A 12,571-nucleotide genomic window follows, 5' to 3' on the forward strand; every position below is an offset into this window, starting at 1 on the left:
GGCATCGGCCCGGGTCATCCGGCGGCGTCATCTCCGAGTACGTCGTAGGCATCGAGTGCGGCGGCCGCCCGTGCGCGCACGGCGTCGCGCAGTGCGGGCGGGCCGAGCACACTCACTCCGGCACCCAATCCCACCACCAGCCTCACCAGCCACTCCGGAGATGCGAAGCGCAGCACCGCCTCGCAACTGCCGTCGGCGAGCAGCCTCACATCGGTGAGCGGGTAATAGTCGAGCAGCCACGTGTACGTCGGGGCGATCCACAATCGAGCGGCCGGCAGTGACGGGTCCCCGGCGAACAGTTCGAGGTGCTCGTCGTCGTCGAGCGCCCGCTGCGGGGGCCGCGCGGGTTCGTCGAGGATTCGGGCGGCATCGATCCGATCGAACCGGAACAGCCGCACTCCCTCGGCGGTGCGGCACCACGCCTGCAGATACGTGTGTTCGTCGATCAGCACGATGCGGATCGGGTCGACGTCTCGTTCGGAGACGGTGTCGCGGGACGCCGAATAGTAGGTCAGGTGCACCGCACGCCCGTCGCGGACCGCATCGCGGATCCGCGCGGCGACGGGATCGTCGGGAACCGGATCGGCCGCGGCCGCGGGCCCCGCCGCGGCGCTCCCGGCGGCCGCCTCGATCTTGGCGATGGCGCTCTGTGCCGCCGTCGGATCGACCACGCCGGGCATCTCGAGCAACGACCGCAGCGCGACGAGCAGCACCGTCGCCTCCGTCGAGGTCAACCGCAGCGGCCGGTCGATGCCCGCGGTGAACGTCACCACGATGCTCTCCTCGGAGAACGACAGGTCGATCAGATCACCGGGCCCATAGCCCGGCAGCCCACACACCCACAGCTGATTGAGATCGTCCATGATCTGTTTCGGCGTGACCCCCAGATCGCGGGCGGCGTCGGCTGCACTGATCCCCGGTCGCGCCGTGAAATACGGCACCAGATTCAGCAGCCGGGTCAACCGCCCGGCCAGTCGGGTACTGCTCATCGACGTTCCTCCCCCACGGTGTCGTCCCCCGCACTCTCGTCCGCTGCCCTGTCGTGTGCGGTGGCGCCACCGGCAGCGACCGAGCTCAGGATCTGCCGCACCTCGTCGCGTAACTCGGGTGGGTCGAGCACCAGCGCGTCGGGACCCTGACCGGCGAGGGTGCGGGCGATCCACTCCCCGGCACGCAGCGGCACCTCGAACACACTGCCGTCGCGGCCACCGACCGGCCGGGGCCCGAGATCACGGCCGAGCCGGCGCACCTCGTACGCCCGCCCCGCAGCCACCCACACCCGCGCCGACCCGGTCACATCACCGGGGCGGGTCGCGGCGAGCACCCGGGCACGCAGATCCACCCCCTCCGGGATCTGCACCGCACCCGGCTCCCCGACCCCGGTGACCTCATCGGAGATCCGCGACAGGCGGAACGTGCGGGTCGCATGGCGGTCCCGGTCGTGCCCGACCAGATACCAGCGGCCGTGCACCGTCACCACACCCCACGGTTCGACGGTGCGCACCGTCCACGGATCGGTGGGGGCACTGCGATGCTCGAACTGCACCGCCTGCCGCTCATCGACGGCGGCGAGCAACTTCTGCAATGCCGGTTCGGAACCGCGGGCCCGCGCCGGGATCGCCGTGACCGTGCCCGCCGGGTCCGCATCGACCTGCACCCCGGCCGCCCGCAACTTGAGCAACGCCCCCTGCGCCGCCGACGTCAACTCCGGTGACTCCCACAACGCCGCGGCGACGGCCACCGCGGCTGTCTCCTCCCGGCTCAGCTCGATCTCCGGCAACGCATAGGCATCCCGGTTGATCCGATAACCCTCGACGGTCGAATACCGCGACGCCAACCCCGTCTCGAGCGGAATCCCGAGGTCGCGCAGCTCGTTCTTGTCGCGTTCGAACATGCGGCTGAACGCCTCGTCGCTCGCGCACTCCGCGTAGCCCGCCACCGAAGCCCGGATCTTCTCCGCAGTGAGGAACTGACGGGTGGACAGCAACGCGATGACCAGGTTGACCAACCGTTCGACTTTCGAAATCGCCACGGGCCAACCCTAATGCCCCCGACGCGCACTGCCCCGCCCGCATCCGTGCGGGCGGGGCAGTGGCCGTCTCGTTCGTCGGGGTCGCTGCTACATCGAGGCGATGAGCCGATCGACGCGCTCGTCGACCGACCGGAACGGGTCCTTGCACAACACGGTGCGCTGCGCCTGATCGTTGAGCTTGAGATGCACCCAGTCGACCGTGAAATCCCGGCCCGCCTCCTGCGCCGCCGCGATGAAATCACCACGCAACTTCGCGCGAGTCGTCTGCGGCGGTGTCTCCACCGCCCGATCCACCGATTCGTCGGTGGTCAACCGCGTCGCCAGCCCCTTACGCTGCAACAGATCGAACACACCCCGACCGCGTTTGATGTCGTGATATGCCAGGTCGAGCTGCGCGATCTTCGGATCCGACAACTCCATGGAGTAGCGATCCTGATACCGCTGGAACAGTTTGCGTTTGATCACCCAGTCGACCTCGGTGTCGACCTTCGCGAAATCCTGCGATTCGACGGCGTCCAGCACCCGGCCCCACAGGTCCACCACCTGCGCCACATGCGCATCCGGCTCGCGGTGCCGCAGATATTCCACCGCCCGCGCATGGTATTCGCGTTGGATGTCGAGGGCACTGGCCTGCCGGCCCCCCGCCAGACGCACCGGGCGCCGCCCGGTCATATCGTGACTGACCTCCCGGATCGCGCGAATCGGATTGTCCAACGCGAAATCGCGGAACGAGATCCCGGCCTCGATCATCTCGAGCACCAACGACGCCGACCCGACCTTGAGCATCGTCGTGGTCTCCGACATGTTCGAATCGCCCACGATCACATGCAGCCGCCGATACTTCTCGGCGTCCGCGTGCGGCTCGTCGCGGGTGTTGATGATCGGCCGCGACCGGGTCGTCGCCGACGAGACACCCTCCCAGATGTGCTCGGCGCGCTGCGACAGACAGAACGTGGCCGCTTTCGGTGTCTGCAACACCTTCCCGGCCCCGCAGATCAGCTGCCGGGTCACCAGGAACGGCAACAGCACATCGGAGATGCGCGAAAACTCCCCGACCCGCGCCACCAGGAAATTCTCGTGGCAGCCATACGAGTTCCCGGCCGAATCGGTGTTGTTCTTGAACAGATAGATGTCGCCGCCGATGCCTTCCTCGGCGAGGCGTTCCTCCGCGTCGACGAGCAGATCTTCGAGCACCCGCTCCCCCGCATGATCGTGCTCGACCAGCTGAAGCAGATCGTCGCACTCGGCGGTCGCGTACTCCGGGTGGGAACCCACATCGAGATACAGGCGCGCCCCGTTCCGAAGGAACACATTCGAGCTGCGACCCCACGACACCACCCGCCGGAACAGATAGCGGGCCACCTCGTCCGGGCTCAGCCTGCGATGTCCGTGGAAGGTGCAGGTGACGCCGAACTCCGTCTCGATACCCATGATTCGTCGCTGCACACTTCGACAGTACCGCGCGCACGTAACACCGAGAGGGTGCAACGCATCTACAGTGTCCAGCTGTGACCTTCCGTCAGCGTCCAGCTGTGACCTTCCGTCGACACACCCGCGAGGCCGACCACGCGCTCTTCGCACTCACCGACCGTGTCCCCACCGCTGTCGACCCGCTCTTCCGGCGGCTGACCCGCAGCGCCGACCACAGTGTCCTGTGGATGGGTTGCGCCGCCGTGTGCGTGCTGTGCGGGGGTCGTGCCCGCCGCGGCGCAGTGCGCGGTTTGGCGTCGGTCGCCGGGGCCAGCGCACTGGCCAACGGCATCCTCAAACCGCTGTTGCCGCGCCGACGGCCTCCGGCCCGCACCGATCCGCGGTTTGCGCGGCGCCTCGTGCCGATCCCGACGTCGTCGTCGTTCCCATCCGGGCATTCCGCCTCCGCGGCCGCGTTCGTGACGGGGGTTGCACTCGAATCACCGGTCGCGGGTGCCGCCCTGGCCCCCCTCGCGGCGCTCGTCGCCTATTCACGGGTGCATACCGGGGTGCACTGGCCCGGTGACGTGCTGTTCGGAGCCGCCGTCGGCTCGGCGGTCGCACTGTCCACCCGGCGCTGGTGGGCGGTCCGCGCCGACGAACCGGCCCGCGCCGACACCGCCGCCGACGCCCCGGCACTGCCCGCCGGTGCGGGACTGCTGGTGGTGGTCAATCCACAATCCGGCACCGGCACCGGCACCGCCGACGAACTCGCCGACCGGCTGCCGCACGCCCACATCGCCGCACTCGAAGCCGACACCGACCTCGACCGATGGCTCGAGCAGCTCGTCGGCACCACACGACCGCAGGCGCTGGGTGTGTGCGGTGGGGACGGCACCGTGCAGGCCGTCGCCGCGATCGCCCACCGTCATGATCTGCCGCTTGCGGTATTCCCCGGCGGCACCCTCAACCATTTCGCGCTCGACGTCGGCGCGGGCACCCTCGACGACACGGTGCGGGCCGTGACCGACGGGCATGCGGCGCGCGTCGGCGTGGGGGCGGTGACCGTGCACGGCCCCCACGGGCCCAGCGAGCAGGTTTTCGTCAACACCGCCAGCCTCGGCGGCTACCCGGATTCGGTGCGGCTACGAGACAAGTGGCAACCACGGATCGGGAAATGGCCCGCGGCCGCCGCCGCGATGATCACGGTCCTCGCCACCGCCGAACCGATCCGTGCGCGGGTCGACGGCACCGACATGGCGCTGTGGTTGCTGTTCGTGGGCAACGGCCACTACCGGCCCACCGACCAAGTGCCGATGTCGCGGACCGCGCTCGACGCCGGAACCCTCGATGTGCGCTACCTCCGTGCGGATCGACGCTGGTCACGCACCCGACTGTTCTTCGCCGCGGCCACCGGCACCCTCGGCGCCAGCGCTGTGTACCGGCAGCGGGATGTCACCTCGCTGTCGGTACACCTCGACGGGCCGCCGGTGGCGTTGGCGACCGACGGGGAGGTCACAGCCGACGGCACCGCCTTCGAGGTGAAGGCGGTGCCGTCGGCTGTGACCGTGTACCGGCTACCGGACGCTCAGCTCGCACCCTGATCGGGGTCGCCGTCGTTCTTCGGGACGTCCGGGGTCGCGGCGGCGGGCAGCAGCGCGTCGAGGACCGCACCGGAGATCCGGCGGAACGCGCGCCGCGGCCGGGACCGCTCGAGCACCGCCACCTCGAGCTCACTGCGACCGAGGACCCGGCCCGCGGAATCCGCCCCTGCGGAGGTGCCCTTCTGTAGCGCGGACACAGCCACCTGCACAGCGTCCGCCAATGCCAGACCCGGACGGTACGACTCTCGTACCGCCGTCAGGATCGGTTCGGTGTTGCCGCCCATCACCACGAACTGCGGTTCGTCGACGATCGACCCGTCGTAGGTGATGCGATACAGCTGCGCCGATTCGTTGCCGCCTGCCTGACCTACCTCCGCGACACAGATCTCCACCTCATACGGCTTCGGCTGGTCGGTGAAGATCGTCCCGAGGGTCTGCGCGTACGCATTCGCGAGCGACCGGCCCGTCACATCCCGCCGATCGTACGAATAGCCGAGCATGTCGGCGCGCATGATCCCGGAGCGCCGCAACGCCTCGAACTCGTTGTACTTACCGACCGCGGCGAACCCCAGCCGGTCGTACAGTTCACTGATCTTGTGCAGCGCCTTCGACGGATTCTCCGCCACGAACACCACACCGTCCGCGTAGATCAACGCGATCACACTGCGCCCTCGGGCGATGCCCTTACGGGCCAACTCCGAGCGATCACGCATGATCTGCTCGGCGGACGCATAATACGGCAACGTCATCGGGCACCTCCTGCAGTACGGTCGACCACGATTGCCTGCGCCAACTCCGCCAGATCCGCCTCCGGGACCACGACCGCCCCGGCCTCTGTGACCGCCACCGCGGTCGGATAGATTCCGCGGGTCGTGTCCGGTCCGCCGGTCGCCGAATCGTCGTCGGCCGCGTCGTACAACGCCTCGACGGCGGTGCGCAGCGCGGTCGCCTCGCCGGCGTCGGCGCGGTAGAGCTTCTTGAGAGCCGACTTCGCGAACACCGACCCGGAACCCACCGCGTGATAACCGGCACGTTCCTCATAGCGGCCACCGACCACGTCGTACGACACGATCCGCCCCGCACGACGCACGTCCGGCGCATCCACATCGAACCCCACGAGCAACGGCACCACCGCAAGACCCTGCATGGCCGCACCGAGATTGCCACGCACCATCGACGCGAGCCGGTTCGCTTTGCCGTCGAAGGTCAGCGACACACCCTCGATCTTCTCGTAGTGTTCGAGTTCGACCGCGAACAACCGCACCATCTCGACGGCCAGCCCCGCGGTACCGGCGATACCCGCCGCGGAATACGCGTCGGTGACGAACACCTTCTCCACGTCACGTGACGCAATCATGTTGCCCATCGTGGCCCGCCGATCACCGGCGAGGATCACCCCACCGTCGAACGCGACCGCCACGATGGTGGTGCCGTGCGGTGCAAGCTCACCGAAGCTACCCAGCTCACGTGCGAACCGATTCTCCGGCAACAACTCCGGCGCATAGGCCCGCAGATGATCGGTGAACGACGACAGAGGGGACGCGAGGTGCAGGCGCCCCTGCACCTCTCGGTAAGGAAGCGAGGACCTGTCCGCTGTCACTGGCCACCCTTCTGCACATACGCCCGGACGAAGTCCTCCGCATTCTCCTCGAGCACATCATCGATCTCGTCGAGGAGATCGTCGGTCTCCGAGGCCAGCTTCTCGCGGCGTTCCTGCCCTGCCCCGCCGTCGCCGGTGACCTCGTCGTCGTCTCCGCCGCCACCGCGTGTGGTCTGCTCCTGCGCCATAGCCGCGACCTCCTCCTGCACTCGAGTGGCACACGACCCCGGTCGGCGACCGTGCCGCACACCACGACATCGATCTCCACACTACCGAGCAGACGCCACTGCGCGTGGCGTCCCGGCGCGTGTCGCCGCGGCAGCACCCCACTCCTGCGGCGTGATCCGACGGTCAGTGAGTGAGCTGATCGACCAGTTCCGCCGCCGACTGCGCCGTCTCCAGAAGCTCCCCGACATGCGCGCGACTGCCCCGCAACGGCTCGAGAGTCGGGATCCGCACCAGGGACTCACCGCCGAGATCGAAGATCACCGAATCCCACGACGCCGCCGCAATATCGGCACCGAACCGGCGCAGACACTCACCGCGGAAATACGCGCGAGTGTCCGTCGGCGGGGTATCCACCGCGTCGAGCACCTGCTGTTCGCTGACCAGACGTTGCATCGACCCGCGGGCCACGAGCCGGTTGTACAGACCCTTGTCGAGACGCACATCCGAATACTGCAGATCCACCATGTGCAGCCGCGGCGCCGACCATGCCAAACTCTCCCGCTGCCGGAACCCTTCGAGCAACCGCAATTTCGCAGGCCAGTCCAGCAGATCCGCGCATTCCATCGGATCCCGCTCGAGCAGATCGAGCACCATCGCCCACTTGTCGAGAATATCGACGACCCGCACGTCATCGGTGCCGTCGTGGAACTTCGCGGCCCGCTCATGGTACAGACGCTGCAACGCCAGTCCCGTGACCTCCCGGCCGTCCGACAACGCCACCGTCTTGCGCAGGGTCGGATCGTGACTGATGTGGTGCACCGCCGTGACCGGCCGCGCCAACTGCAGATCCGACAGATCGACGCCCCCCTCGATCAGATCGAGTACCAACGCCGTCGTGCCGACCTTGAGATACGTCGACATCTCCGCCAAGTTCGCATCACCGATGATCACATGCAGACGCCGATACTTGTCAGGGTCCGCGTGCGGCTCATCGCGGGTATTGATGATGCCGCGTTTGAGGGTGGTTTCCAATCCGACCTCGACCTCGATGTAGTCGGCGCGCTGCGACAGCTGGAAACCGGGTTCGTCACCGGACTGTCCGATCCCCACCCGTCCGGACCCGCAGATCACCTGCCGCGACGCGAAGAACGGGGTCAGACCCGCCACCACCGCCGAGAACGGGGTGTCCCGCGCCATCAGATAGTTCTCATGCGTGCCGTAGGACGCGCCCTTGCCGTCGACGTTGTTCTTGTACAACTGCAGGCGCGGCGCCCCGGGCACACTCGACGCGTGCCTGGCTGCGGCCTCCATCACCCGTTCGCCGGCCTTGTCCCAGATCACCGCATCGAGGGGGTCGGTGACCTCCGGTGCCGAGAATTCGGGATGCGCATGATCGACATACAGACGCGCCCCGTTGGTGAGGATCATGTTGGCCGCACCCACCTCATCGGCATCGATCACCGGTGCCGGGCCGTTGAAGCGCCCCAGATCGAAGCCGCGGGCGTCCCGCAGCGGTGACTCCACCTCGTAGTCCCAGCGGGTCCGCTTCGCGCGCGGCACCCCCGCCGCCGCCGCGTACGCGAGGACCGCCTGGGTGGATGTGAGGATGGGGTTCGCTGTGGGGTCACTGGGCGACGAAATCCCGTATTCGACCTCGATACCGATGATCCGCTGCATACCGTCGAGACTAGGTGATCGGCGAATCGGCGCCAGCGCGGCGGGCCGTGCAATCCAGATAGCTCGACGCACCGATCAGCCGCAACACCGCCGCGACCGGCCACGGCGCCCACCCGGCCCGCGGATCAGCGCCGATTCTCGGGTCCGACACCGGCACCCGCCGACCGCGGGTCAGCATCGCAGCACCCCCCGCGGCCCGCACATTCCGCACCCAGTCGGTGTCGGTGCCGTACGTCAACGCCACCCGAAACTGCGCACCGTCGGTGAACAGCAGCACCGGTGTCCGGTACTGCCGGCCGGACCGGCGACCACGATGCTCGACGACACCGGTGCCCGGCAGATACCGGGCCACCGGTGTCGCGATCCGGTTCGTGACGACCCGATTGGCCCGGGCCAACGCGCGCGGCAGCGTCATGACGCCTCCTCCGTCGGCGTGAGCGTCATGACGGCTCCTCGGTCGGCGTGAGCGTCATGACGGCTCCTCGGTCGGCGTGAGCGTCATGACGGCTCCTCGGTCGGCGTGAGCGTCATGACGGCTCCTCGGTCGGCGTACCGGTCCGCTACAGGTACTGGCCGGTGTTCGACTCGGTGTCGATTGCGCGGCTCGCGCTCGCGTTCTTGCCCGTGACCAACGTGCGGATGTACACGATCCGCTCGCCCTTCTTTCCGGAGATCCGTGCCCAGTCGTCGGGGTTGGTGGTGTTGGGCAGATCCTCGTTCTCGGCGAACTCGTCGACGATCGAGTCCAGCAGATGCTGCACCCGCAGCCCGTTCGTGCCCGTGTCCAGCACCGCCTTGATCGCATACTTCTTCGCGCGGTCGACGATGTTCTGGATCATCGCGCCCGAGTTGAAATCCTTGAAGTACAGGACCTCCTTGTCACCGTTCGCGTAGGTGACCTCCAGGAACCGATTCTCCTCCGACTCCGCGTACATCCGATCGACCACCCGCTCGATCATCGCCCGCACGCACGCCGACCGATCGCCACCGAACTCGGCGATGTCGTCGGCATGCACCGGCAACTGCTCCGTCAGGTACTTCGAGAAGATGTCCAGCGCGGCCTCAGCGTCGGGACGCTCGATCTTGATCTTCACATCGAGCCGGCCCGGGCGCAGGATCGCCGGGTCGATCATGTCCTCGCGGTTGGACGCACCGATGACGATGACGTTCTCGAGACCCTCGACACCATCGATCTCACTGAGCAACTGCGGCACGACCGTCGTCTCCACATCCGACGACACACCCGAACCGCGGGTACGGAAGATCGAATCCATCTCGTCGAAGAACACGATCACCGGGGTGCCCTCGGACGCCTTCTCCCGGGCCCGCTGGAAGATCATCCGGATGTGCCGCTCGGTTTCACCGACGAACTTGTTGAGCAGCTCCGGACCCTTGATGTTGAGGAAGAAGGACTTGGCTTCCTTCGAATCCTCACCACGGGCCTCGGCGATCTTCTTCGCCAGCGAATTCGCGACCGCTTTCGCGATGAGGGTCTTACCGCACCCGGGCGGGCCGTACAGCAGCACACCCTTCGGTGGCCGCAACGCGTATTCGTGGAACAGGTCCTTGTGCAGGAACGGCAACTCGACGGCATCGCGGATCTGCTCGATCTGCCGACCCAGACCACCGATATCGCCGTAGTCGACATCCGGCACCTCTTCGAGCACCAGATCCTCGACCTCGGCCTTGGGGATCCGCTCGAACGCGTACCCGGCCTTGCTGTCGACCAGCAACGAATCACCCGGCCTCAACGTGAGCCGATCACCGTTCTCGTCGGTGACGTCCTCGACCGACGAATCGAGGCTGCGGGCCGCGATCTGCGCGAGCGGTTCCGACAGCCACACCACCCGCTCCTCGTCGGCATGCCCGACCACCAGCGCGCGGCGCCCGTCGTCGAGCAACTCGCGCAGTGTGGTGATCTCACCGACACGTTCGAACCCACCGACCTCGACCACCGTCAACGCCTCGTTCAGGCGCACCGTCTGGCCGGTCCGGAACGAGTCGATCTCGAGATTCGGGGACACCCCCACCCGCATCTTGCGGCCCGAGGTGAACACGTCGACGGTGCTGTCCTCGAACGACTCGAGCAGCACCCCGTACCCGCTGGGCGGTTGACCGAGACGATCGACCTCCTCGCGGAGCGTGAGCAACTGCTGACGCGCCTCCTTGAGGGTCTCGAGCAGCTTCCCGTTACGTACCGTGACCGACTCGAGCCTCGATTCGAGGTCGCGGACGCGATCGGACGGTTCGGTGAGCCTGGTCCGGAGGGCGACCACCTCGGCGCGCAGTTCTTCGAGTTCCCGTGCGGCAGCACCCGAATCCGGATTCTCTGACGAGGTCATGTGCGACTCCCTCCACTTGGTCATTCCACGCTACCGGCAGTTCGCCGAAAGTGGGGGGCGACACGAAATCCTCGTGTTGCGAACGCGTGTCGCCTCAGTCACGGGTACACGGCGACGCAGCCCGTCGCCACACTGTTAGCCTTGCCTAATCTCGACAATCGTGCCGTTTCGTTTGTTCCCGAAAGGACTACTTCTGTGAACACCCGCACCCTCTGGGCCGCTGCGGCCACCGTCCTCGCCGTCACCGTGCTGCCCGCCTGCTCCTCGGACGGCGACACCACCAGCGACGAGGCGACCACCACGACCAGCGCTGACACCACCGGTATCGAGACCACCACCGCCACCGAGACCAGCGGCACTGCCCAGGCCCCCGTCGACGCCGCCGAACTCCAGACCCAGATGGACGTGTTCTTCGACCCCGCCGCCCCCGTCGACGCCAAGATCGCCGTCATCGAAAACGGTGAGGCCCGCACAGCCGTGATCACCCAGTTCAACGAGGTGCTCACCGGCTACCCCCTCACCGCCACGGTCGGGGAGGTCAACGGCGTCGACGACACCACCGTCACCGCCGTCACCGAGATCGCCGGACCCCACGGCGGCGCACCCGTGACCCTCACCTTCACCGAGGTCGACGACGCGTGGCTGCTCGCCGACGACAGCACCTGCTCCGTCCTCGAAATGGGTCGCCTCACCTGCGAGTGAGCCGGCACATCGCCGCCCGGCGGCGGCTCAGCCCTTGCTGGGGCGCCGCTGCGGCTTCGGGGTGACCGTGCCCTCTGCCAACTTGCGGGCCGACACCAGGAACGCAGTGTGCCCCTGCATACGATGCTCCGGCCGCACCGCCAACCCCACCACATGCCAGTCCCGCACCATCGACTCCCACGACCGCGGCTCGGTCCAGCACGTCTGCTCACGCATCGCCTCGACGACCTTCGACAACTGCGTCACCGTCGCCACATACACGATCAACACACCACCGGGCACCAGCGCATTCGCCACCGCCGGCAACGCATCCCACGGCGCCAACATGTCCAACACCACCCGATCCACCGGCCCGTGCTTCTCGACGTCGTACGACGCGACATCGGCGACCGTCAGATCCCAATTCGCCGGGCGCTCCCCGAAGAACGTCTCCACATTGCGCACAGCATGCACCGCGTGATCATCGCGCACCTCGTACGAGATCACCTTGCCCTCCGGGCCCACCGCCCGCAGCAACGAACACGTCAACGCACCCGAGCCGGCACCCGCCTCGAGCACCCGTGCTCCCGGGAACACATCCCCCTCGTGCACGATCTGCGCCGCATCCTTCGGATAGATCACCTGCGCTCCGCGCGGCATCGACAGCACATAGTCCACCAGCAGAGGACGCAACGCCAGATACGGTGTGCCGTTCGTCGAGGTCACCACCGTGCCCTCGTCCGTGCCGATCAGATCGTCGTGCACGATCCCGCCGCGATGGGTGTGGAACTCCTTACCGGACTCGAGGACGACCGTGTACTTGCGGCCCTTGGCGTCGGTCAACTGCACCCGATCCCCCACCCCGAACGGTCCGCTGCGCCCGAGTCCGCCTACTGCCATCGCCGTGCCACCTTCGCCTACATGCAACCGTCACACCCGTGACGCCCAGACCCGACACGGTGCCAGGCCGCACACCAGCCTGCCAGGCGACCACCCGAGACCCTCCACACCCCCCACATGCCATCATCGGATACCCATCCTCGAGACGATCCCGGAG

The 12,571-nt window shown here is 67.5% G+C and carries 12 protein-coding genes; 2 read left to right on the forward strand and 10 right to left on the reverse strand.

Translation table 11 applies throughout. The features are described from left to right. Nucleotides 1-14: 14 nt before the first annotated feature. The 3 genes from Q7514_RS00310 to pafA all read right to left on the reverse strand — a co-directional run bounded on the left by Q7514_RS00310 (nt 15) and on the right by pafA (nt 3,478). A complete protein-coding gene (locus Q7514_RS00310; protein WP_330131290.1) occupies nt 15-989 on the reverse strand; it encodes a helix-turn-helix transcriptional regulator in 975 nt (324 codons plus the stop codon). Continuing rightward, entirely contained in the window at nt 986-2,032 is a 1,047-nt protein-coding gene (locus Q7514_RS00315) for a helix-turn-helix transcriptional regulator (RefSeq protein WP_330131291.1), read from the reverse strand. Before Q7514_RS00315 ends, Q7514_RS00310 begins: the two co-directional genes overlap by 4 nt. Nucleotides 2,033-2,119: 87 nt before the next feature. After that, complete coding sequence (pafA, locus tag Q7514_RS00320; protein WP_330131292.1) at nt 2,120-3,478, reverse strand: Pup--protein ligase; 1,359 nt, start codon at nt 3,476-3,478, stop codon at nt 2,120-2,122. An 86-nt stretch (nt 3,479-3,564) separates the two neighbouring features. On the opposite strand from pafA, the gene Q7514_RS00325 reads away from it, so the two are divergent. Next, nucleotides 3,565-5,046 (forward strand): bifunctional phosphatase PAP2/diacylglycerol kinase family protein, encoded by a 1,482-nt coding sequence (locus tag Q7514_RS00325; protein ID WP_408016006.1) that lies wholly within the window; start codon nt 3,565-3,567, stop codon nt 5,044-5,046. Here Q7514_RS00325 and prcA read toward each other — a convergent pair. The 6 genes from prcA to arc all read right to left on the reverse strand — a co-directional run bounded on the left by prcA (nt 5,031) and on the right by arc (nt 10,833). Continuing rightward, a complete protein-coding gene (gene prcA, locus Q7514_RS00330; RefSeq protein WP_330131293.1) occupies nt 5,031-5,795 on the reverse strand; it encodes a proteasome subunit alpha in 765 nt (254 codons plus the stop codon). The genes Q7514_RS00325 and prcA overlap by 16 nt on opposite strands. Next, nucleotides 5,792-6,646 (reverse strand): proteasome subunit beta, encoded by an 855-nt coding sequence (gene prcB, locus Q7514_RS00335; protein ID WP_330131294.1) that lies wholly within the window; start codon nt 6,644-6,646, stop codon nt 5,792-5,794. Before prcB ends, prcA begins: the two co-directional genes overlap by 4 nt. After that, nucleotides 6,643-6,834, reverse strand: coding sequence for a ubiquitin-like protein Pup (locus tag Q7514_RS00340; protein ID WP_169690235.1), 192 nt, complete (start codon nt 6,832-6,834; stop codon nt 6,643-6,645). The genes prcB and Q7514_RS00340 overlap by 4 nt, the downstream gene beginning before the upstream one ends. A 163-nt stretch (nt 6,835-6,997) precedes the next feature. Then, a complete protein-coding gene (dop, locus tag Q7514_RS00345) occupies nt 6,998-8,491 on the reverse strand; it encodes a depupylase/deamidase Dop (RefSeq protein ID WP_330131295.1) in 1,494 nt (497 codons plus the stop codon). 10 nt (nt 8,492-8,501) lie between these two features. Beyond that, the gene (locus tag Q7514_RS00350; RefSeq protein WP_330131296.1) at nt 8,502-8,906 is read right to left on the reverse strand and encodes a nitroreductase family deazaflavin-dependent oxidoreductase; all 405 of its coding nucleotides are present in this window, start codon (nt 8,904-8,906) and stop codon (nt 8,502-8,504) included. A 145-nt stretch (nt 8,907-9,051) separates the two neighbouring features. Next, nucleotides 9,052-10,833 carry a proteasome ATPase gene (gene arc, locus Q7514_RS00355; protein ID WP_330131297.1) on the reverse strand — a complete coding sequence of 594 codons (1,782 nt, stop codon included), beginning with the start codon at nt 10,831-10,833 and terminating at the stop codon, nt 9,052-9,054. Between the two features lie 195 nt (nt 10,834-11,028). On the opposite strand from arc, the gene Q7514_RS00360 reads away from it, so the two are divergent. After that, nucleotides 11,029-11,535 carry a nuclear transport factor 2 family protein gene (locus Q7514_RS00360; protein ID WP_330131298.1) on the forward strand — a complete coding sequence of 169 codons (507 nt, stop codon included), beginning with the start codon at nt 11,029-11,031 and terminating at the stop codon, nt 11,533-11,535. A gap of 27 nt (nt 11,536-11,562) precedes the next feature. On the opposite strand, the gene Q7514_RS00365 is transcribed toward Q7514_RS00360, so the two are convergent. Then, nucleotides 11,563-12,414, reverse strand: a complete 852-nt coding sequence (locus tag Q7514_RS00365) for a tRNA (adenine-N1)-methyltransferase (protein WP_330131299.1) — start codon at nt 12,412-12,414, stop codon at nt 11,563-11,565. Between the last annotated feature and the right edge of the window lie 157 nt (nt 12,415-12,571).

This window comes from Rhodococcus artemisiae, assembly GCF_036327795.1.
Lineage (GTDB): Bacteria > Actinomycetota > Actinomycetes > Mycobacteriales > Mycobacteriaceae > Rhodococcus > Rhodococcus artemisiae.